This is a genomic window from Psychrobacter sp. TAE2020 (genome assembly GCF_018919485.1).
GTDB lineage: Bacteria > Pseudomonadota > Gammaproteobacteria > Pseudomonadales > Moraxellaceae > Psychrobacter.
Genome location: NZ_JAHLMU010000001.1, coordinates 1,743,240 through 1,763,833 on the forward strand (window position 1 = coordinate 1,743,240; position 20,594 = coordinate 1,763,833).

Here is a 20,594-nt window from a genome sequence, read left to right on the forward strand (position 1 = left end):
TTAGACTAGCAATTTTAAAGAGTTAATAGAATGATAAAACCGCCCTATTTTTGATAGTGGCGGTTTTTTTTGTGCTCAAACCTTAGCTAACATAACGAATTTGACCAGCGAATAGACCATAGATTGACCAGCACTTACTCAAATTAGCAATCATAGTTAGAAGTAGTTTATACAAACTACTTACCAACCTAGTTACTTACTAAGCCTAGTTACTTACCAAACCTAGTTACTTACTAAGCCTAGTTACTTACTAAGCCTAGTTATCCTCATTCTGTGGCTGCTTTATTTGCTTGGCTATGGCTGGTACTGAAGGATCACTTAAATCTAAAGTACGTACTGGGAATGGCATATCTATACCGGCGCTATCCAGCGCTTTTTTGACTTCGATTAGGACTTGATCAATAGAAGCCACTTTGTTGGCTTGGGTACCATCTTCAATGAACCAGCGCACGATCAAATCAACTGTTGAATCTCCCAAATTAGTAGCGATAACGCTTGGTGCAGATAAGGTTGAAACCGTGTCTGCTCTAGTTAACGCTTGGATGATCTGTGCTTTGGCCTGTTCAATATCATCAGCATAACCGATGCCCACAGCTAGCTGTAAGCGGCGCTGTTTATAAGCGGTGTTGACCGTCAAGGCCGAGGTATAAAGGTCTGAGTTAGGGATTACTACTTGTCGACCATCATAGGTACGAATCGTAGTAGCACGGATTTTGATATCTTCAACGGTACCTTCAAAACTACCGGAGACGATTTGATCGCCGATACGAAATGGCTCTGATAACAATAACAAAATACCCGATAGCAAGTTTTGGAAAATATCTTTGAAAGCAAAGCCGATAGCTACTGAACCGATGCCCAAAGCACCAATTAATTTAGCAGGAGTAAAGCCGGGAATAGCAACTACCATAGCTATCATAAAACCAATAAAAAATATCAGCGCCGCGCCTACTCGCTGAAAGACTTTGATTAAGTTTTGATGGTTACGCTGTTTGCCCAATAGTTCAATCACAACCTTTTTGAAGACTTTGGATAGTAACCAAAAAATCAGCATGACTATCAATGCTGCTATTAAATAAGGAACACGTTCTACAAAGCTTATTAATAGCTCATTAGCAGTGCCAGTGATAGTTTGGTAAGTCAGAGCTTCCGTAGGAGCCGCTGCAACGTCAGTATCAGAGCTAGGCATAGAATGATTATTCCTGTTTTTTTTATGCTGTTTATCGCTAGGCTATTGAAAACTATCAAACACAAAAGTATCAACTTCAAAACTATAAGCTTCAAAAGTATAAGGCACAAAACTATATTACTTAATAATTGTACAGTTCGATAATCAAAACTAATGGTGCTGAGAGCACTAGCCCATCAGATCGGCCTGCACGATCTCAATCCAATAGCCATCAACATCTTTAATAAAAGCAATATTTTTCATACTGCCCTGTTCTGGACGTTTTTTAAAATCAACCTTGTTATCATCAAACCAAGCAACCGCAGCTTCTAAATCGGGCACAGTAAAGCAAATATGACCAAACCCTTGTGGCTCTTCGTTGCCATCATGGTAGCTAAAGTTCTGCTGAGTTTCAGTGCCATAATTATGCGTCAATTCCAAGATACCACGCTGACGGAAGGCGTAGATAGCCAAATCATCACCCGCTGGTAGATTGTCACGCTCCTCATCAGTCAACTTAGCCAAAAAGTATAAATCAAAGCCCATTTCGGGGAACTTTTTGATAGCTAATAAGCTCATACCTAAAATTCCAGTATAAAAACTCAAAGATTTAACTGGGTCTTTGACTCTTAGCATAGTGTGATTAAAGGTAAAGCCACTAGTTACCATAGCGATAGACTGGACACCCTGAACTTGGATACTAGTCGCCGGCTGAGAGATATGATTGCTGCTGTCATTGATATTAGTATTAGTATCATTAGACATAATTATTCTCACTTTTTAAAATAATGTTATTAGCACAGAGGTTACTGATATCGATAATGTTATGCAGAAAATACTTTATTAGCTGTCTAAAAAGCGTACTTTGCCAGTGTCAATATTGTATTCTGCGCCAACGATTAACAGCTGGCCAGTACTTGATAAATCTTCTAAAGCCCGTGAGCCATGTTTGAGCTGACTGACTGACATGCGTACATTGGCGCGTATAGAGCGATTTATAAGCTCTTCGGCATCCACATCTTGCCCATTAGCAGTGGCTAGTTCATGCAAGTTATAAACGCTTGGACGGATACGATCAACGATAGACTGTAAATTTGGTGAATAGTTTTTCTCAGGATTAATTAGGGTATCTACACAAGCGCTTACCGCCCCACAATTTGAATGACCTAGTACGACTACTAATTTAGTATCGAACTTTTCAGCAGCGAACTCAATAGAACCGATTTGCGAGGGTGCTACTATATTACCAGCTACTCGGATCACAAATAAATCGCCTAAACCTTGATCGAAGACAATTTCTACTGGTACTCTAGCATCCGAGCACCCTAAAATAATAGCTAGCGGATCTTGGTCTCTGACTAATTCTGGACGACGCTGCATCGATGGATCACTAGTTAAACTATCCACATAGCGCTTATTGCCTTCTTTAAGCAATGCAAGCGCTTCCGTTCCTGTTTTTGGGCGATTAGCATTAGGCATTAGCAATCCTTGATTATAAATGGGTTATATTATTCATTAGTATCAAAATTATTGTATAGCAATAAAAGCAAAATAATAATAGAAAATTTAATATTAGCAGCTGTTGCTTAGTCATTGACCAATAGAGATGGCTGTCTTCAAAGGATAAAACAGCCCTCACATTATGTCATCCCTCAGTTTGCTAGCTGTTTCTAAACCGTATTAGCTTTTATATTAGCTAAACCTATTAGCACAGCTACAGTCATTATCACTTAATGAAATCTTAATGAGTCAGTCAACTAAACTCTAACGCCACAGTTTGAGCGCAATAAAGTATAGCCTGCGTAACTTGCAGCAACTTATAGGGAAGGTTTGTTATAATACGCAGCAATTACATCGAGCTTATCCCTAATGCCAAGCTTTACTATTAGGTCTCGACGTTAAGCGTTTATATTAAGCATATTACCTAACTATAAGTACCATCTATTTTGGTCTCTTAGGAATCTCGATCATGACTGACTCAGCCGTAAATCCTCAAGCACCTGCTGCTACTGATACCCTACTAAAAATAACCGGGCTAAAAAAGTCCTATGATAAAACCGAAGTATTGACAGATATTAATCTGGATATTAAGCAAGGTGAGTTTCTGACTTTATTAGGCCCATCGGGTTGTGGTAAGACGACTTTGCTACGCCTTATTGCCGGCTTTGAGCAACCGACAGCCGGAACTATTCAGTTAGATGGGGTACAAATGGCTGGGCTATCTGCTGATAAGCGTCCAGTCAATACCGTATTTCAACAATACGCTCTATTCCCCCATATGACCGTAGCGCAAAATGTTGCTTATGGGTTAAAGCTTAAAAAAGTGCCGAAAGATGAGATTCAAACTCGAGTGCGCGATATGTTAGCAATGGTACAGCTAGAAGCTTTGGCCAATCGTCGTCCGCAAGACTTGTCTGGTGGTCAGCAGCAGCGAGTGGCTATTGCTCGTGCGGTGATTAACCGTCCCAAGTTACTCCTCTTAGACGAGCCACTCTCAGCGCTTGATTATAAGCTACGCTTGCAGATGCAATCAGAGCTCAAGCGTCTGCAACGTGAGCTGGGCATCACCTTTGTATTCGTCACTCACGATCAAGAAGAAGCGCTGTCGATGTCCGATCGTATTGCAGTGATGAAAGATGGCAAGTTCCAGCAGATTGGCACCCCTATTGAGATTTATGAAACTCCAGCGAATCTATTTACTGCTAAATTTATTGGTGAAACCAATCTATTTAAAGCTGAAGTTAAGAATGTCTGTCCGCAACAGCCAGATCGTGATGGACTAGTTACTAACGGCCGTATCGAAGTCGAAGTCTGTGAGGCGCAAGCACAAGCTACACCGGCTACTTTGCGTAATCTGCGCCGTCCTGATTTTGTTAGCGATGTAAAAGTTGGTGATATCGTCAATTTACTATTGCGTCCAGAAGACTTACGTATTTATGAAGTCAACGACAGCACTCACTCTGGATTGCTAGGTCGGGTAATTGAGAGTAACTATAAAGGCAGTACTCTAGACTCTATTATTGAGCTGGATAATGGCCATATTATAAAAGCCTCAGAGTTCTTTGATGAAGATGACCCTAGCTTTGATTATAAAATGAATGAGCCAGTGAAAGTCACTTGGGTCGACGGTTGGGAATGGGTATTGCCTAATGACAGCTCTCTCGATGATGAAGTCGTCTCTAAATCCATATTCGATATTAGCAGCGCAACTGTGCACAAGGATCTGAGCTAATGGCAGGTAAAAGTGCTACTCATGTGAGTAATAAGAACCTCTTTCGTACCACCACGTTATGGCTTATCTGGGGTTGGCTGCTGATCTTTGCGCTACTGCCAAATATATTAGTGATAGCCGTGAGCTTTTTGACTCGTGATACCAGCGACTTCATTAGCTTACCGGTCACTATTGACAGCTATGTCCGCATGGTCGATCCGCTATATTTTGAGGTGTTTGTTCACTCGCTGTGGATGGCAGGTATCACTACTATTATTTGCTTGCTACTGGGTTACCCTTTTGCTTGGCTAGTCTCCAGAACTAACGCACGCTGGCAACCTTTGCTGATGCTGCTGTTAATATTACCGTTTTGGACCAATTCACTAGTGCGGGTTTATGCGCTAAAGTTACTGCTGGCGACTAATGGCTTGCTCAACAAAGCGCTGTTGGCGATTGGCATTATCGACGCTCCTATCGACATGTTATATACCCAAGGATCAGTCATTGTTGGCCTGACTTATTTGCTATTTCCTTTTATGGTGTTGCCTTTATATGCGGTGTTTACTGACTTGCGTAATGACATGCTATTAGCCTCGCAAGATTTGGGTGCCTCAAAATCGCAGACTTTTTGGCATGTAGTTCTACCGTTGACTACTCCTGGTATTATCTCTGGGGTGCTGCTGGTATTACTGCCAGCCATGGGCATGTTCTATGTCGCTGATATTTTGGGCGGCTCACGTAATTTATTAGTCGGGAATGTGATAAAAAACCAATTCCTAGATGCACGTGACTGGCCATTTGGTGCGGCGGCTAGCGTGCTGTTAACTTTGGCTATGGCAGTATTATTACTCGCTTATCGAGCTAGTAGTCGCCGAATTGGCAAGACTGACTTTAATGAGGTGGCCTAATGTCGAACTCGCGTCCTATAAAAATGAAAGGTAAGATCGGTAGTATCGCTACCAAAGGCTATTTAGGACTGATCTACGCTTTGCTATATTTGCCTATCATTGTGTTAGTAGTAATGTCTTTTAATAAGTCAAAAACAGGCTACAACTGGGACGGTTTTAGCTTGAAATGGTACGAATCTTTATTTAAAAATCAGGCAATGCTTGATTCCTTTTGGCACTCTATTATATTAGGGTTAGTGGCTGCTACCGTGTCAACTTTGATAGGGGTACTGACTGCTATGGCCTTGCATCGCTATAATTTTCGCGGTAAAGGGCTATTGAACAGCTTGTTATTTGTGTTGATGATGTCACCTGAGATTGTACTGGCTATTTCTTTATTAGCATTGTTCTTGTTGATTGGCTTACAGCTGGGCTTTGTGTCGCTATTACTAGCACACATTACCTTCTGTTTACCCTTTGTGGTGATTACCGTATTTGCCCGTTTAAGTAGCTTAGATGAGAGCTTAATGGAGGCCGCACGTGACTTAGGGGCCAGCGAATCGACGATGATACGCACAGTGCTAATTCCAGTAATATTACCAGCAGTTATGGCTGGCTGGCTGCTCGCTTTCACCTTATCGCTGGATGATGTAGTAGTATCGACCTTTGTCACTGGTCCTAGCTATGAGATTCTGCCGCTAAGGATTTATTCGATGGTACGTGTAGGCCTTAAACCTGAAGTCAACGCTATTGGTACCTTGTTGCTAGCTGCCTCATTAGTATTAGTGATTATCTCGCAGCTATTACTACGTCGACGTTAAGACAGGTTGCAAGGATTAGTTTAAGTACTGACTTAACAACTGATTTAAATAAATATAAAACTCAGGTCATCTTATGTTAGAGCTTCGCCATCTTAATACCTTAACCGCTTTGCGGGCACATGGTTCGCTAGCGGCTGCAGCTGATGAGCTACATGTCACCGCCTCTGCTGTCTCCCATCAGTTAAAGGAGCTGGAAAACTACTACGATATTAGCTTAGTTAATCGTCGTACTCGTCCTCTTACTTTTACCCCAGCGGGCAAAACAGTATTGGCCCTAGCTGACAGCATAATGCCACAAGTCTCTCGCACTAAAGCCAACCTTAAACGCTTAGCTCACGGTCAAGCAGGCAGACTACGTCTAGCCTCCGAGTGTCATAGCTGCTTTGACTGGTTGATGCCGATACTTAACCGCTATCGCCGTGAGTGGTCTGACGTAGAGTTGGATTTCGCTACTGGTTTTGAGCCTGAGCCCCATCATCTATTGATGGAAGGTGACATTGACCTATTGATTACTACTAGTAACTTGCCAATAGAAGGACTGAGCTATCAGCCATTATTTGAGTATGAAAGTCGCTTAGTGCTATCGCCTTTGCATGATTTAGCCGAGCAAGACTTTATACGTCCTGAGGATCTAACCGCTGAGACTTTGATTGCTTATCCCGTCGAAGTTAAGCGCTTAGATATCATCGCCAACTTTATGACCCCCGCACAAGTAAACTTCAAAAATATTCGTACTACTGAGCTGACAGCAATGCTGATACAGCTAGTCGCTAGTGAACGTGGAGTAGCGGCCTTACCCGATTGGGTAGTGGCTGAATATGAGAAAAAAGGCTGGGTAGTTTCGCGTCCACTAGGCAATGGCGTCTATTGTCAGCTCTACGCAGCGACTCGGGACTCTAGCCAAGATACCGCCTATATGCAAGGCTTTGCTAGTTTATTGGAACGGATTGTCAAGCCGTTATAGCTTGTTGATTGTTGATTGTTGATTATAAAATACTTTTAAATAAATAAAAGCCAATAGCTGTGGCTAATAAAGTCAGGCCTACGTGTAGACCCACTAGCCCAAGGCCTGGTAACACACGCCCATCATTAATTAAGGTAAAAACTTCAGCACTAAAAGTACTAAAAGTTGTCAGACCACCGCAGAATCCAGTAATAATAAACAGTTTTGCATTAACGGGTACATTGCTGCCCATGCGCTCGAACCAGACTAATGCTAGGCCTATTAATAAGCCACCCAAGATATTAGCACTAAGAGTGCCAAGCGGTATCCAACTGTGTAGTGGATTAAAGCGCCCAAGCCATGCCCGTAGACAAGCGCCTATGGCAGCGCCTAAACCGATAGCTAACCACTGCATAACCTATCCTTTTCCATAAAATTGTTAGCTTTTTACTACAAAGTTTTAAGGTGGTAAAATTTTAAAGTTTTAAGCTCTCAAAATTTAAAAACCATCTATAGGGCTGGCAATTCAGTCATCGGCCAACGGGGTACACAGCTAACCGCTAAGTCATCGGCTTGTCCGGCCTGCAAGCGCTGATAACCGGCATAAGCAATCATCGCCCCATTATCCGTACAGAGTGCTGGCGGTGCATAATGTACTGTGGCATTTATTTTGGCCAATTCAGTTTCTAAGGTAGTGCGTAAATGACTATTAGCACTGACCCCACCAGCAATTACTAAGCGACTCATATCAGCTTGCTTAAGCGCCTTGACGCATTTCTTCACCAAAGTATCGACTACCGCATGTTGGAAGCTAGCCGCAATATCGGCACGTACTTGTGGGTCACTCGCAGAACCCACACCTGATCCAGGAGTATCTTTGATTAGATTATGCACTGCCGTTTTCATCCCGCTAAAGGAGAAGTCTAAACCACGATGCAGCATAGGTCGAGGCAACGAATAAGCGTCGGCATCACCAGTCTCCGCAAGCTTAGCGATATTGGGGCCACCCGGATAAGCTAAGCCTAGCATCTTGGCTGCTTTATCAAAGCACTCCCCTGCCGCGTCGTCGATAGACTCACCAAGTATCTCGTACTTACCTACTCCTCGAGCGGCAATAAGCAAGGTATGACCACCGGATACTAGTAGCGACACAAAAGGAAAAGCTGGCGGATTAACTCCCATCAAAGGGGCTAGCAAATGGCCTTCCATATGATGGATGCCAATCGCTGGGATATCTAAGCCATAAGCCAAGCTACGGCCAAATAATGCCCCAGTCATTAGAGCACCAATTAACCCCGGGCCCTTAGTATAAGCAATCGCATCAATCTCATCTTTGCTGATATTGCACTGCTCTAATAACTCATGAAATAGCGGTACTAATTTGCGAATATGATCACGACTAGCCAGCTCTGGCACTACGCCACCATAAAGGGCGTGTAACTCTATTTGTGAGTATAGTACTTGTCCGAGCAAACCGTGATTGCTGCTATTGATCTGCTCACTATCAAAAATAGCCAAACCAGTTTCATCACAAGAAGTCTCTAAACCTAATACTTTCATGCTATGGCCTTTATAAGGTTTTCACTGTTATTTCTAGCTAAAAAGTAGCTGATTGTAGCCACGAAAAAAACCGTCATCGCAATTTACAATGACGGTTAGTTTAACAAATTTCAACAGCCTACAGCTAATATTAGCTAACTGCCTCTAAAATATAGTCAACAGAGGCTTTGACTTGCACTTTAGTAACGCCATTCACAGCTTGTGCGGGCATCTTATTAAAACCTTGAGCTGAATGCATATATAGCGTTTCTTTATCTTCGCTAATACGCATACTCCACGCTACTTTGTCAGCATATTTTGGCGCATTCAATGAACCGTTAGCGTGACAAACTTTGCAGTTTGATTGGTAGGATTTAGCACCAGCGTCAACCACTTAAACCACATTAACTCGCAGCAGCTACCATATAATCTACTGCTGCATGGACTTGCTCTTCACTCACTTCTGCGTTTACTTGCGCATTCATTTGATTAAAGCCTTTTGCTGCATGAGTGTATAAAGTCTCTTTACCTTTAGCAATACGGGGTGCCCAAGCTGCTGCATCACCATATTTTGGTGCATTAAGTAAGCCATTAGCATGACAAGCCATACATTGCTTATTATAAAGCTCTGCACCAACATTAACCGCTAGATCTTCAGTAACAGCGGCGGCTGGAGCAGCTGCTGCGCCATCTGCTGCGACTGCCATATCACCAGCAGCAGGAGTAGCTTCGGCCACAACTACAGGGGCAGTGGCTGGAAACTTCATATCTTCTGCTTCTGGCGCTAACTGGCGAGCAATATCAGCCGCTTGATCAACGCGATCAACTGCCAAGATCTCTCCTGACTCTGCCCCAGCTTCAGGCTCACTGCTACAAGCACTGATGCTAATACCTAACGCCAGCACTAGCGTAGTCAATAATGCAGTGCTTAATGGGTTTTTTGACCCTAATTTTGATACTGCTTTGCTCATCCCAACATCCTTAATAAAATTGACATAAAAGCGTGAATTTAGCTACCGTCAGCCTAAAATGATCATAGCATAAAGTAAGTATAAATCGTTATAGTCAGTACGGAATTTATACTAGTTTTATAGAATATATATATTAAAATCTTTGACTTTGTTGAGTTTTTTGATTAAGATAATCGGCCTTGTGCTATTGCGCAAGACTATCCTAGTTTGAGCTGATGTCTGCGATCTTGAGATATTGCGACTAAATACTACTATACAGCCAAACTAATGCCTTTATGTATCTCATCCCTAATAAGGAGTCTTCATGCCTGCAGTTAAGGTTAAAGAAAACGAACCAGTTGATATCGCTATTCGCCGCTTTAAGCGTGCTTGCGAAAAAGCTGGTGTTTTGTCAGACGTGCGTAAGCGTGAGTTTTATGAAAAACCAACGCAAGAGCGCAAGCGCAAGAAAGCCGCTGCTGTGAAGCGTTATAAGAAAAAAACACAACGTGATACTGTACGTACCACACGTATGTACTAATAGTTATTAAGGTCAATCAATGACTGGCCTATCAATAACTACAAGCGCTATACTAATGCCACTGTTATCTATCGATATCAGTGGCGTTTTTTATGCTACAATTTTTATCACTGAGTAGTATTAATAAGTTTTGATCTTACTTCACACTGTTAACTGATTAGGAATAATAATAGCTATGAGTCCACTTAAACAGCATTTGGCAGACACTATCATCACTTCTATGAAAGCTCGCGAAATTGAACGTGTAAAAGTGCTACGCAATGTGCATGCAGTAATCAAACAAATAGAGATCGATCGTCGTATCGAACTCGAAGATGCCGATGTGTTAGATGTGCTACAAAAGCAGCTTAAACAGCGTCAAGAATCCTTAACTATATTTACTGAAAATGATCGCAAAGATTTGGCGGTTAAAGAGCAGTTCGAGATTAATATTATTAATGAGTTCATGCCTAAGCAAATGGATGATAGCGAAATTGCTGCGCTAGTCAGTAGTGAAATCGCTGCGCAAGGCGCTACTTCTATGCGTGATATGGGCGCAGTGATGGGTGAACTAAAGAAAAAAACAGCAGGTCGTGCAGATCCTGGGTTAATTTCAAAGTTAGTAAGAGACGCTCTGCAAGGGTAAGCCTTAACAGCTTATATAAAGAGTACTAAAGCATTTTTCAATAAACCGGCTGCTTAATTCAACCGCTTAAGGCTTATAGTCTTTAGCGGTTTTTACTTGGCTAATTTCTTGGGCAATATTCGCCAGCAAAGGTCGAGCACTACTCTCTTGCCCACTTGCCTGCATTTGCTCAGCCAACTGCTTGGCTTGGGTCAACGAAGTCATTGCACTATCGTAGCGCCCAGTCCATAGCTGATCATGGCTACGATAACGTAAGGCATTGATAGTGGCAATCTTCGCTAATTGTGGCGACGTTGAGGTCTTAGCTATTTTTTCATTAGCTAATTGTAGGCTCTGCCAAGCATAGCGATCACTAGGCTGCTGCAGCGTTAGCGGCTTTAACAGTGCTTGTGCTTGCGTAGGATTACCACTATTGGTCAGCGCATCTGCTAAATATAAGCGTAAATCACGGCGCTCGGGGTATAGACTCTGTTGCGACTGCAAAATCTGTGCTGCTTGTAACCATTTATTTTGCTCAACTAGTATTTGGCTTTGAGTAATAGATAGCAGCGGCTCTAGCAACTGTTGATCGTATAGCGGTAAAGCTATAAGTACTTTGTATAGTTGCTCCGCCTCAGCAAAACGTTGCTGTTCACCATACCAATGCATTAAGGCTAGTTTGGCACCGACGCTATTTTCAGCGGCGCTCATCAATGCGGTTTGGGTCATACGCTTACCGGTACTTTGTACTCGCCAATAGAGCAAATCAAACAAGGCTTGATGACGCTGCTGCTGATTCAATGACAAAGTAGGATAACGTTGGGCACGGCTTTGCGACTCACTTAAGCGCTCATTACTTAACGGGTGCGAACGTACAAAGCTAGGTAAAAACTGATTCTCAACTTGGTTTAACTGACCTCGCTCATTCATAGTAGCAAAAAAGCTAGCCATCGCTCGTGGATTGTAGCCGGCCTGATTCATAATTTGCATGCCAACACGGTCCGCTTCACGCTCATTGCTACGACTAAAGGCCATGCCACTGTTCATAGCTGCTGTTTGGCTACCCATCATCACTGCTGCTGCTGCGTCACCATCAACGGCGGAAGCAGCTATCGCAGCTATCATACCGCCTACTTGCAACAACAACGCCTTTCTACGCTCATCAGCGCTATGCTCATAATGACGCTGACTAATGTGCGCAACCTCATGGGCAACTACACTTGCTAGCTCATCCATGCTTTTGGCAGCGGTAATAGTACCCGTATTGATACCGATTAGACCCCCTGGCGCAGCGAAAGCGTTAATAGTCGGACTATCAATGATCACTACCGCCATAGGAGCTTGCTGGCGCACTTGCGCATTAAGTCGCCAAGTCATCTCCTTGACCGTCTCTTGAATCCAAGGGTCATGCTCCATCTTTACTTGCCCATTGATGCTCTGTAGCGACCATTCCCCAATCAGCTTGTTTTGATACTGTTCGGCGAAGCTAAGACTCTCACCACGTAAGTTGGGTAACGCCAATACGTCTGTGCTAGGCTGCTGCCATGAGCCATAGCTCACAGTGGGCGCTGCATAACTGCTATACATAAGGCTACTAGCTAAGCCAATTAATAATAGCTTTACGCTAGGCACTCGAAGCTGACCAGCAACTGACTTAGCTGGCCACGGCGCTTGACTACTAAAGCTGCGTGGCTCAACATCTAATCGATTACTAGCTTTTGCGCTGTGCAAAACACTAGAGTTATAACTATGATTAAAAGGCATCAAGGGCATATCCTAATTTATCAGCAAGTCTTTTTATTCGGAGTATCCAATGATCGACTATAGGAGCTTGCTGCCGTAAGGTCAATTTTAATCTGCTGCTGACTACTAATATCTAAGCACGGCGTGACTTTTGTGCAACACTGTCTTTGATCCCCTTACCGTTCAGTAATGCTATTTTCATGCTATTTTCATGCTATTAGCTATCATTGATAATTTTAATAGTGGTATTAATAGTAGTGCTCACAAACAACAACTTTGCCATGGCGCTAGTTTGTTATAATCAGTCTACTGTGCTTAGTAGCTTGTCCTTATTTGTTGGTGACTGGCTACTGATAAATTACTAACAGCGACCTTGCATTTTTGCGTTAGAAAGCAACCCTCTTGTAATAAGAACTAAGGTATCCAAGGCTATTGCTATGTACGCTGATAACTGCTCGAATAGTATCTCTTCCCTGCCCTATTCGGTGTGCTTAGCACCAAGCCTAGTAGCGTCTGAGGAAGATATGATTGTCACTAACTTGCGCCTATTACCAGCAGGTTGTATCAGTGATATTCAATCGGATACAGCTAACTTAAGTACTGAGCTAGCAAATAATAATGTGGTGACCATCAAAGGTATAGTCGATGGTCGGGGCTTGGCTTGTCCCATGCCCCTGCTAAAAACCAAGGTAGCACTACGTAATATAGCTATCGGTGATTCGCTATATGTTATTGCTACTGATCCCAATTCACGGGCAGATATTACTGCTTTTTGTCAGCACACTCAGCAAGCAAATAATGCTTTGGGTTTACAGCTGATACTAAATAAAAGCACTACTGACCAAACCATGTCAGCGTCTATTAAAACTAAGACTAGTGCAAGTTTTGATACAATATTTCACTTCATCATTACCAAAACTGATAGCAACTAAGCGTTGCTATCCTTTACAATTAAGATAATGAAATTTTGCCTATTAACTCTACGTAGCAAATTTGCACAATAACTCTAAGCATTAACTTCAAGTTAAATTTAAACAGTAACTTTGTTTACTTATCTTCTATTAATCAAGGTCAAAAATATGGCTACTGAATCGGTGACGACAACTCAAAATAGTGCTCCTAAGACCGCAATCGTAAAAAGCACTCAAGCCAAGCGTGCAAAAACTGTAAAACCACACAGCCCTGAGGCAAAAAACACCAAAATGAAAGATGCAAAGGTAAAAGATGCGCTAATCGAAGGTAACCATAATCAAAGCGAAACGGCTAAAGCTACTAGTGTGCAGCAAGATAAAGTAAAAAAAACGGTTAGTAAAAAAGTGGATAAAAAGCCAGCTAATGACCAGCCTATTGCTGAAATAAATCCTGCGCGTGAAGCCGCCCTTAAGGCTGCAGCCCAACGTCCGCCTTATGACGCTAGTGCTCTAGAAGATACTAGCACTCGTGACTTAGTACCAGCTATGCCGACCCATCTGTCTGCCCCTGGGGTGAATTTGGGTGCTTATATCAATACTGTACATCAAATCCCTATCTTGACTACCACCCAAGAGCAAGAGTTGGCTCATCGTTACTTCGATGAAGGTGATGTTGAGGCAGCACGATTATTAGTGATGTCACATTTGCGTTTTGTCATTCATATTGCTCGTAGTTACTCAGGTTATGGTCTGCCACAAGCTGACTTGATTCAAGAGGGTAATTTGGGCTTGATGAAAGCAGTCAAACGCTTTGATCCTAATAAAGGCGTACGCTTAGTATCTTTTGCAGTGCATTGGATCAAGGCTGAAATACATGAGTTTGTGATTCGCAATTGGCGCATCGTCAAAGTCGCTACCACTAAAGCTCACCGCAAACTGTTCTTTAATCTACGCAGTCTAAAAAAGACCAATAATCAGCTGACTTTAGAAGAAGCCGATGCGATTGCTAATGATCTCAATGTTACTCGTAAACAAGTACTAGAGATGGAATCACGTTTGACCTCTTACGATGCTTCTTTTGAGACGCAATCGAGTGATGACGATGATGGTCGTTACGCACCGCAGTTGTTCTTAGAAGATGGTATTGACCCCGCGGAAATGGTAGAAGAAGCTGATTGGGAAGAGAATAACTCATCAGCACTGATAGCGGCGATGGATACCTTGGATGATCGCTCACGTGATATCGTTGAGCAACGCTGGCTCACTGAGCAAAAATCCACTCTGCATGAGTTGGCAGCGGTCTACTCTATCTCAGCAGAGCGAGTACGTCAGATCGAAAAGAATGCCATGGATAAAATTCGTGATGCGATGACTATCGATAGTGTCATTTTGCCCGATGACATTCAATAGCACTTGCCATCAATATCTATAGCAATCAGTAGCCCCAGTTATTAACTAGTTATTAATAGCAGCACACCTCTACCACAACTGAGATTGGTTGATAGTGGGTAGTCAATAGCTAGATAGTCCATAATCACTTTAAAGGTTAGACCATGGTAAATTGGATAGGTATTGCTGCTCTCAATATGGCTCTAGCGGTTGCTTTAGGTGCTTTCGGTGCTCATGGTCTCAAAGGTATAGCCAATGCCGAACAACTAGCTTGGTGGCATACTGCAACCCTATATTTATTAGCCCATGCTCTAGGATTACTGCTAGTCGGCCTATTAATTCGTCTCAATTATGCTAGCCAAACTAGTGCCTGGTTATTACAGCTGGGGGTGATTATATTCGCCGGTAGTCTCTATGCGATGACTTTAGGAGCACCACGTTGGTTTGGAGCTATTACTCCTATCGGTGGACTCCTGATGATTGCAGGCTGGCTATGGCTAGCCGTCACAGCCTTTCGTTTAGGTAATAACACGTTATAGAAACGAATCATTTTGCGTGCTAAATATCCTAACAATGCGGTTAACAAAAGATGGTTAGTCAGCTATCATCGATAAGCGATTTACTGTTAGCTACTAGTCATTTATCAAACCATTACCGGAAAACATTATGAGTAAGATTATAGTCAACGGCAAAACATTACAAACTACTCATCAGACCGTGCAGTTAGTAATTAATGAGCTGGGATTAAGTACTGGTCGTTATGCGGTTGAGGTCGATGGTGAACTGATTCCTAAAAGCGAGCTTACTACGTTACGTATTACTGAGGGTATGAGTATTGAAGTGGTCCAAGCGGTAGGCGGTGGTTAAACTTTTAATATGAAGCTTAAACTTTAGGCTAATTTATAAATTTATTCGGTCATTCATCAGCGACAAGCAAAATAAAATAGCAGCCATAAAAAAGACCTCAACGAATTATACGTTTGAGGTCTTTTTTTATCATCAACAGGTAATAACAGGGTAGTGAAGAGATTGATCGACTTGGCATAACTACAATCATGTTTTAGTATTATGATTATCACTAATTGTGACTAGTACCGCACCGATCAAAGGCTTACTATTTAGTTGTTGTAAACACTACTGTCGCATCCTCACTGTTGGTCTCTCCTACTACTATAGTTACAATTACTATTGCTCTCACTACAAGGTCTCTGCCTCTTATACTACAGGCTCTGCATCAGCAATGTCATTATCTACGTAACGTCCATCACGTCCAGCACCTTGAGTCTTTTTACCTTCCTGACGAGTCTTGTATTTACGCACTTGTCTCTCAAGCTTATCGGTCATATCGTTAATAGCTTTATACATATCGTCATCAAAAGATTGTACGAACATCTCTTTGCCTGAAACTCGCATGATAGCTTCGGCTTTATGGCTTTTTTGACCACCATCGCTGGCACCACTATTGTCTAATGACAAAATTACTTGGATGCTTTGAATTTGATCAAAATGGCGCTCAATTTTTTCTAATTTTTCGCGTACAGCTGTATTCATGGCATCGGTTACGCTGATATGGTGACCACTGATAGAAACATTCATATTATTATCCTCATGTTCATAACTTTATATCACTAGCGATTAGGCAAACTAGCCTAACCACCTTACCTTATCAATAACTTCAGTTCTTTATTCAATGTAGAGAGCTTCTACTCTTAAAAGCCCTTATAAACCACATTTAAAAAGTATTGGCTTTTGCTATTAATGCCTCTCTAATTTGTCATGAAACCCCAATAGTAGCAAGGTAGGTTGTTGTAATTAAATGTAACCGCAGCTAGGCTTTTTTACTCAATTCTATACAATTAGAAAATTTTGTTTTTATTTATTTTCTTATCAGTCACAACTAATACTTTTGTTTGCGTTGGGTAGAGGAGCCTATACCTAAAGCTTCACGATATTTGGCCACCGTGCGCCGAGCAATATCGATACCTTCTTCATGCAAACAAGCTTGCAATCGACTATCAGAAAGCGGCTTCTTCATATCCTCATCAGTAATCATTTGCTTAATCATCGCACTAATAGCGGTAGAAGATACATCGCCATCGCTACTACTAACATGCGATGAAAAAAAGTATTTGAGGGAGAACAGCCCTTGTGGAGTCAGAATAGTCTTACTAGTAGTCAGTCGTGAAACCGTAGATTCGTGTAGATCTACCTCTTCGGCAATAGCTTTTAATATTAGGGGCTGCATAGCTTTAGCACCATACTGCAAAAAAGCTTGTTGGCGATAAATGATGCTAGTGGATACTTTCAATAAATTTTGATTACGCTCTTCAATACTACGAATGAATAAGCGAGCATCGATTAGATTATCGCGTAAATATTGATTTTCGGGACTCTCATCACCACGTTTGACCAAATTGGCGTACTCTTGATTAACTCGTAGTTTAGGCAAAGTATCCGGATTGAGGCGCACATGCCAGCCCTCAATTATAGCTAAGTTATTCTGGCTGCTATCTAATTGCTGGTTGGTTTTACTGCTAGCACTGCTATTAACTGCTGCTACATCACGGCGTAACGGTGTAACTAGTACATCTGGAATATCATAGCTCTCTGGCAACTGAGTATATTCTGGCTGACGGCTTTGAAAAGCTAAGCCAGGCGCAGGGTTTAAGGTACGTAATAAGTTGAGCGCTGGAGTAATCTCTTCTGGCATTAGGCCTGTGATATCGGTTAAAGCTTTGATATTATTGCTAACCAGATGCTCACTGGCCTTAAGTAAGGCTTGTGCTTGCGCCAAAAATTCAGTAGAAGTATCCAGTTTTTGTAGCTGGATATTGAGACATTCATTCAAATGGCGAGCACCAACCCCTAAAGGATCGCAAGACTGAATAATTCGTAGTACCGCTACTATCTCATCAGCCTGAATTTGAGTCTCCCATTGATAGAAACTGCCCATAGTCTGAAAACTCTGTAGCAGCTCCTCGATATCGAGCCGGACAAAACCCATATTATCCATGGAGTCCACCAAATAATCAGCAATCAAGGTATCGGTATCGGACAGCCGTTTAAAGTTTAGTTGCCAGCGCACATAATCTTGAATAGTAGCGCTAGTGCTGCCTTGATAGCTGTCGGGATCATCATAGCCAGTATAACTGATCGTTGAACCAGCAGCAGAGGCATAGTTGCTGCTCTCAACACTACTATAATCGTAGTTATCACTATCTAAACTGGCATAGCTGTCATTACTGTTATCCATAGCCTCGTTGTCGATACTGGCTTGTTGTAACTTATCCAAGCTATCTATCTCTTGTTGATCGGCGCTATTGACGGTATTGCTGCTGTCAGAGTCATTAGTTGCTGAAGCAGCTAAGCTATCCTCATTCCACATCTCTAAGGTCAAACACTCATCAGCTAGACTAAGCTCATAGTCGTCCTCATTACTATCTTCATCATCTTCGACTCGCTCTAGCAAAGGATTGTTATCTAATTTGGCTTGAACCTCTTGTGCCAATTCAAGACTAGAGAGCTGCAACAGTTTGATCGCCTGCTGCATTTGTGGGGTGAGTTTCTGTGAGGTACTTAGCGTGGCTGCTAATCCGAATGACATACTCATAGACAGATTATTGCACTCCAGTATTAATAAAATTTTGGTAATAGCGGTTGTTGGTTGCTATGATTTAACAGTGTAATCAACCTATATGCCTTGACGATAGCATTTTTTATCCGTCTGTTGCTATGATAATCTATATCCTGCCGAGCCATAATTAGTGGTTATAAGTTATTATTGTTGAGTGATTAGCTGTTCATTTGTAGCTAAACCGTGAGAGTTATAGTCAAAAAACAGCAAACCTAATCCTAGTAAACTCTTAAATAGTTAGCGCTCACTTAAAGACTGTTTATTGAAAGCTAACTATTAAAGGCTCTATTAAAAAGTTATTAAAGGCTTTATTAAAAGCAACTAGCAAAAATAACCATTGAGAATCCACTATGAATAACCATCACCTTACTATAGCTGCTGTACAGATGAATAGCCAACAAGATATTAGCGCCAATTTAGCCACCATAAAGTCAGCTATTAGCGTGGCTAGTGCACAAGGGGCGCAGCTAGTAGTACTCCCAGAGAACTGTTGTAGTATGGGCGAACAGCTTGCTACTGCTCAGCGTTTTGATGAGTTATCAGCGACTATCGCTGACTACGCTTATGCTCATAAAGTATACGTGCTTGCCGGTTCTCTACCTTGTCCTTATCGTCCTGATGGGGTGATCGTTCCTGATGGTCGTATGCGCCAAGTCAGCTTACTGTTTAGCCCTGCTGGCAAGGTCGTCGCACGTTACGATAAGATCCATCTGTTTACCGCTACTGTCGCTGACAAGCAAGGCAGCTATAATGAAGCCTTGACCTTTGAGCCTGGCACGCAGACGGTAGTGACGCCGATTGAGCTCAAGAATGAGGTTTATCAATTGGGTATGATGGTGTGTTTTGATCTACGTTTTCCAGCGCTGGCCCAACGTTTACGCCAAGCAGGAGCTGAGCTCCTCAGTGCGCCAGCGGCTTTTACTTATATGACCGGTCAAGCGCATTGGTCGCTATTATTACAAGCACGTGCTTTGGACAGCCAATGTATGGTGATTGGTGCGGCACAAGGCGGTGACCATCATTATAGAAACGGTACAGTGCGTCAAACTTGGGGACATGCAGCAATTAGCGCTTTCGATGGCACTATTGTGACTAGCTATCAGCATAGCGAGATTGACAAAGTAGCAGCCAATAAAGTCAACGACTATGCGCTAGTGTTCGCCAGTTTAGACAAACTAGCGCAGCAGCAAGGACGCCAAAGTATGCCTATTTTTCAATGTCATCGCTTGGCCTAAATCTGCTGTAGTACAGCTTTAATAGCGCCTTATAATAAAGGCAAGCTATTGCTCATTATCAGTTGGCCGATGAGTGGCACGTGGGTGAGCGCGATCATAGACTTGGGTGAGCTTAGCAAAATCGACGTGAGTATAAATCTGAGTAGTGCTGATATCGCTATGACCAAGCATCTCTTGCACAGCACGTAGATCACCGCTGCCCGATAAAAGGTGTGAGGCGAAGCAATGACGTAATAGATGCGGATACATATTTTGGGCAATACCGGCACGGGTTGCCGCTACTTTTAGGCGCTGTTGTACTGCACGACTAGATAACCGAGTACCGAGCTTTTCGCTAATAAATAGCGCAGGGTCTTGCTGCTCGACCCATAAGTTGCGATGCGGCAAGTAACGCTTGATAGCCGCCGCTGCTTTAGTCCCTATAGGCACTAAGCGGGTCTTATTACCTTTCCCAGTCACCCGTACTCGTAGGTCAGCCAAGTCGATATCACTACTATCCAGAGCCACGAGCTCACCTACTCGCAGACCGCTGCTATACAGCAGCTCAAACATCGCTTTATCCCGTAACCATAAGCGGGCTTGCTCTGGGATGTCAGGGCTGGCCTGATCAAGTAACTGAGTCAGTAGATCGATATCCGCTATCGAAGGTAAGGGTCTAGGACTACGTTTGAGCTGATAGCCAGTGCTTGGATTAATACGGGCCAGCCCTTCTTCAATCAGCCAACCGTAAAAATGCCTAATGGCAGACAGCTCCTGCTGCACACTAGACAGAGCTAGCTTGTCCTCATCAAGGCGCTGGCTGATATGCTGAGCCAACTGACGTTTGTCACAGCGTGTCCATGTTAAGCGCTTACCCCGTATAAATAGCGCGAGCTGATTGACCCCAGCAAAATAAGCACTCAAAGTATGCTGAGAATGGTTGCGCACTGCCAGTACCTCTAGCCAGCGTTGTACTGGTATTAATAATTCGGCTAGAGCGTTATCTGGTTCTGTACTTAATAGGGATTCAATATCCATA

General features: G+C 42.7%; 22 protein-coding genes. 11 read left to right on the forward strand and 11 right to left on the reverse strand.

Annotated features, from left to right (window positions below):
* Positions 1 to 256: 256 nt before the first annotated feature.
* The 3 genes from KPY62_RS07040 to KPY62_RS07050 all read right to left on the reverse strand — a co-directional run bounded on the left by KPY62_RS07040 (position 257) and on the right by KPY62_RS07050 (position 2,647).
* Complete coding sequence (locus KPY62_RS07040) at positions 257 to 1,189, reverse strand: mechanosensitive ion channel family protein (protein WP_216581379.1); 933 nt, start codon at positions 1,187 to 1,189, stop codon at positions 257 to 259.
* A 168-nt stretch (positions 1,190 to 1,357) separates the two neighbouring features.
* Positions 1,358 to 1,933, reverse strand: a complete 576-nt coding sequence (gene gloA, locus KPY62_RS07045; protein WP_216581380.1) for a lactoylglutathione lyase — start codon at positions 1,931 to 1,933, stop codon at positions 1,358 to 1,360.
* 78 nt (positions 1,934 to 2,011) lie between these two features.
* Positions 2,012 to 2,647 carry a carbonic anhydrase gene (locus KPY62_RS07050; RefSeq protein WP_216581381.1) on the reverse strand — a complete coding sequence of 212 codons (636 nt, stop codon included), beginning with the start codon at positions 2,645 to 2,647 and terminating at the stop codon, positions 2,012 to 2,014.
* 490 nt (positions 2,648 to 3,137) lie between these two features.
* Here KPY62_RS07050 and potA point away from each other — a divergent pair, with 490 nt between their 5' ends.
* From potA to KPY62_RS07070, 4 genes are all read left to right on the forward strand, one after another.
* Complete coding sequence (potA, locus tag KPY62_RS07055; protein ID WP_216581382.1) at positions 3,138 to 4,400, forward strand: spermidine/putrescine ABC transporter ATP-binding protein PotA; 1,263 nt, start codon at positions 3,138 to 3,140, stop codon at positions 4,398 to 4,400.
* Complete coding sequence (gene potB, locus KPY62_RS07060; protein WP_216581383.1) at positions 4,400 to 5,287, forward strand: spermidine/putrescine ABC transporter permease PotB; 888 nt, start codon at positions 4,400 to 4,402, stop codon at positions 5,285 to 5,287. Before potA ends, potB begins: the two co-directional genes overlap by 1 nt.
* Positions 5,287 to 6,087, forward strand: coding sequence for a spermidine/putrescine ABC transporter permease PotC (gene potC, locus KPY62_RS07065; protein ID WP_228730605.1), 801 nt, complete (start codon positions 5,287 to 5,289; stop codon positions 6,085 to 6,087). Before potB ends, potC begins: the two co-directional genes overlap by 1 nt.
* A gap of 73 nt (positions 6,088 to 6,160) precedes the next feature.
* Positions 6,161 to 7,051, forward strand: coding sequence for a LysR family transcriptional regulator (locus tag KPY62_RS07070; protein ID WP_216581384.1), 891 nt, complete (start codon positions 6,161 to 6,163; stop codon positions 7,049 to 7,051).
* Positions 7,052 to 7,073: 22 nt separating this feature from the next.
* On the opposite strand, the gene crcB is transcribed toward KPY62_RS07070, so the two are convergent.
* From crcB to KPY62_RS13760, 4 genes are all read right to left on the reverse strand, one after another.
* Positions 7,074 to 7,445: a fluoride efflux transporter CrcB gene (gene crcB, locus KPY62_RS07075; RefSeq protein WP_216581385.1), complete on the reverse strand. Its 372-nt coding sequence runs from the start codon at positions 7,443 to 7,445 to the stop codon at positions 7,074 to 7,076.
* A 95-nt stretch (positions 7,446 to 7,540) separates the two neighbouring features.
* The gene (tsaD, locus tag KPY62_RS07080) at positions 7,541 to 8,590 is read right to left on the reverse strand and encodes a tRNA (adenosine(37)-N6)-threonylcarbamoyltransferase complex transferase subunit TsaD (RefSeq protein ID WP_216581386.1); all 1,050 of its coding nucleotides are present in this window, start codon (positions 8,588 to 8,590) and stop codon (positions 7,541 to 7,543) included.
* Between the two features lie 130 nt (positions 8,591 to 8,720).
* On the reverse strand, positions 8,721 to 8,963 hold the full coding sequence (locus tag KPY62_RS07085; RefSeq protein WP_216581387.1) for a c-type cytochrome: 243 nt from the start codon (positions 8,961 to 8,963) through the stop codon (positions 8,721 to 8,723).
* Between the two features lie 10 nt (positions 8,964 to 8,973).
* Complete coding sequence (locus KPY62_RS13760; RefSeq protein ID WP_228730606.1) at positions 8,974 to 9,540, reverse strand: c-type cytochrome; 567 nt, start codon at positions 9,538 to 9,540, stop codon at positions 8,974 to 8,976.
* Positions 9,541 to 9,844: 304 nt separating this feature from the next.
* Between KPY62_RS13760 and rpsU the strand changes: the two genes are divergently transcribed.
* Positions 9,845 to 10,060: a 30S ribosomal protein S21 gene (rpsU, locus tag KPY62_RS07095; RefSeq protein WP_201571244.1), complete on the forward strand. Its 216-nt coding sequence runs from the start codon at positions 9,845 to 9,847 to the stop codon at positions 10,058 to 10,060.
* 175 nt (positions 10,061 to 10,235) lie between these two features.
* On the forward strand, positions 10,236 to 10,685 hold the full coding sequence (locus KPY62_RS07100) for a GatB/YqeY domain-containing protein (protein ID WP_216581388.1): 450 nt from the start codon (positions 10,236 to 10,238) through the stop codon (positions 10,683 to 10,685).
* 66 nt (positions 10,686 to 10,751) lie between these two features.
* On the opposite strand, the gene KPY62_RS07105 is transcribed toward KPY62_RS07100, so the two are convergent.
* Positions 10,752 to 12,428: a M48 family metalloprotease gene (locus KPY62_RS07105; RefSeq protein ID WP_216581389.1), complete on the reverse strand. Its 1,677-nt coding sequence runs from the start codon at positions 12,426 to 12,428 to the stop codon at positions 10,752 to 10,754.
* 416 nt (positions 12,429 to 12,844) lie between these two features.
* Between KPY62_RS07105 and KPY62_RS07110 the strand changes: the two genes are divergently transcribed.
* The 4 genes from KPY62_RS07110 (at position 12,845) to thiS (ending at position 15,574) form a co-directional block, all read left to right on the forward strand.
* On the forward strand, positions 12,845 to 13,339 hold the full coding sequence (locus KPY62_RS07110) for a sulfurtransferase TusA family protein (protein ID WP_216581390.1): 495 nt from the start codon (positions 12,845 to 12,847) through the stop codon (positions 13,337 to 13,339).
* Between the two features lie 525 nt (positions 13,340 to 13,864).
* Positions 13,865 to 14,728: an RNA polymerase sigma factor RpoH gene (gene rpoH / locus KPY62_RS07115; RefSeq protein ID WP_201621943.1), complete on the forward strand. Its 864-nt coding sequence runs from the start codon at positions 13,865 to 13,867 to the stop codon at positions 14,726 to 14,728.
* 143 nt (positions 14,729 to 14,871) lie between these two features.
* The gene (locus KPY62_RS07120) at positions 14,872 to 15,246 is read left to right on the forward strand and encodes a DUF423 domain-containing protein (RefSeq protein WP_216581391.1); all 375 of its coding nucleotides are present in this window, start codon (positions 14,872 to 14,874) and stop codon (positions 15,244 to 15,246) included.
* A gap of 127 nt (positions 15,247 to 15,373) precedes the next feature.
* Positions 15,374 to 15,574, forward strand: a complete 201-nt coding sequence (thiS, locus tag KPY62_RS07125; protein WP_201621709.1) for a sulfur carrier protein ThiS — start codon at positions 15,374 to 15,376, stop codon at positions 15,572 to 15,574.
* A 348-nt stretch (positions 15,575 to 15,922) separates the two neighbouring features.
* On the opposite strand, the gene hpf is transcribed toward thiS, so the two are convergent.
* Both hpf and KPY62_RS07135 read right to left on the reverse strand, forming a co-directional pair.
* Positions 15,923 to 16,303 carry a ribosome hibernation-promoting factor, HPF/YfiA family gene (gene hpf / locus KPY62_RS07130; RefSeq protein WP_216581392.1) on the reverse strand — a complete coding sequence of 127 codons (381 nt, stop codon included), beginning with the start codon at positions 16,301 to 16,303 and terminating at the stop codon, positions 15,923 to 15,925.
* Positions 16,304 to 16,604: 301 nt separating this feature from the next.
* Positions 16,605 to 18,317 carry an RNA polymerase sigma-54 factor gene (locus tag KPY62_RS07135; protein ID WP_216581393.1) on the reverse strand — a complete coding sequence of 571 codons (1,713 nt, stop codon included), beginning with the start codon at positions 18,315 to 18,317 and terminating at the stop codon, positions 16,605 to 16,607.
* Positions 18,318 to 18,691: 374 nt separating this feature from the next.
* Here KPY62_RS07135 and KPY62_RS07140 point away from each other — a divergent pair, with 374 nt between their 5' ends.
* Positions 18,692 to 19,576 (forward strand): nitrilase-related carbon-nitrogen hydrolase, encoded by an 885-nt coding sequence (locus KPY62_RS07140; protein ID WP_216581394.1) that lies wholly within the window; start codon positions 18,692 to 18,694, stop codon positions 19,574 to 19,576.
* A 45-nt stretch (positions 19,577 to 19,621) separates the two neighbouring features.
* On the opposite strand, the gene KPY62_RS07145 is transcribed toward KPY62_RS07140, so the two are convergent.
* A complete protein-coding gene (locus KPY62_RS07145) occupies positions 19,622 to 20,593 on the reverse strand; it encodes a tyrosine recombinase XerC (protein WP_216581395.1) in 972 nt (323 codons plus the stop codon).
* Position 20,594: the final 1 nt, after the last annotated feature.

Coding starts and splice junctions, on each gene's coding strand:
- KPY62_RS07120 (WP_216581391.1), top strand. CDS start 14,872: ATGGTAAATTGGATAGGTATTGCTGCTCTCAATATGGCTCTAGCGGTT.
- KPY62_RS07050 (WP_216581381.1), bottom strand. CDS start 2,647: ATGCCTAATGCTAATCGCCCAAAAACAGGAACGGAAGCGCTTGCATTG.
- KPY62_RS07140 (WP_216581394.1), top strand. CDS start 18,692: ATGAATAACCATCACCTTACTATAGCTGCTGTACAGATGAATAGCCAA.
- thiS (WP_201621709.1), top strand. CDS start 15,374: ATGAGTAAGATTATAGTCAACGGCAAAACATTACAAACTACTCATCAG.
- KPY62_RS07135 (WP_216581393.1), bottom strand. CDS start 18,317: ATGAGTATGTCATTCGGATTAGCAGCCACGCTAAGTACCTCACAGAAA.
- KPY62_RS07145 (WP_216581395.1), bottom strand. CDS start 20,593: ATGGATATTGAATCCCTATTAAGTACAGAACCAGATAACGCTCTAGCC.
- potA (WP_216581382.1), top strand. CDS start 3,138: ATGACTGACTCAGCCGTAAATCCTCAAGCACCTGCTGCTACTGATACC.
- rpsU (WP_201571244.1), top strand. CDS start 9,845: ATGCCTGCAGTTAAGGTTAAAGAAAACGAACCAGTTGATATCGCTATT.
- KPY62_RS07040 (WP_216581379.1), bottom strand. CDS start 1,189: ATGCCTAGCTCTGATACTGACGTTGCAGCGGCTCCTACGGAAGCTCTG.
- gloA (WP_216581380.1), bottom strand. CDS start 1,933: ATGTCTAATGATACTAATACTAATATCAATGACAGCAGCAATCATATC.
- KPY62_RS07110 (WP_216581390.1), top strand. CDS start 12,845: ATGTACGCTGATAACTGCTCGAATAGTATCTCTTCCCTGCCCTATTCG.
- tsaD (WP_216581386.1), bottom strand. CDS start 8,590: ATGAAAGTATTAGGTTTAGAGACTTCTTGTGATGAAACTGGTTTGGCT.
- potB (WP_216581383.1), top strand. CDS start 4,400: ATGGCAGGTAAAAGTGCTACTCATGTGAGTAATAAGAACCTCTTTCGT.
- KPY62_RS07070 (WP_216581384.1), top strand. CDS start 6,161: ATGTTAGAGCTTCGCCATCTTAATACCTTAACCGCTTTGCGGGCACAT.
- crcB (WP_216581385.1), bottom strand. CDS start 7,445: ATGCAGTGGTTAGCTATCGGTTTAGGCGCTGCCATAGGCGCTTGTCTA.
- potC (WP_228730605.1), top strand. CDS start 5,287: ATGTCGAACTCGCGTCCTATAAAAATGAAAGGTAAGATCGGTAGTATC.
- KPY62_RS07100 (WP_216581388.1), top strand. CDS start 10,236: ATGAGTCCACTTAAACAGCATTTGGCAGACACTATCATCACTTCTATG.
- rpoH (WP_201621943.1), top strand. CDS start 13,865: ATGCCGACCCATCTGTCTGCCCCTGGGGTGAATTTGGGTGCTTATATC.
- KPY62_RS07105 (WP_216581389.1), bottom strand. CDS start 12,428: ATGCCTTTTAATCATAGTTATAACTCTAGTGTTTTGCACAGCGCAAAA.
- hpf (WP_216581392.1), bottom strand. CDS start 16,303: ATGAATGTTTCTATCAGTGGTCACCATATCAGCGTAACCGATGCCATG.
- KPY62_RS13760 (WP_228730606.1), bottom strand. CDS start 9,540: ATGAGCAAAGCAGTATCAAAATTAGGGTCAAAAAACCCATTAAGCACT.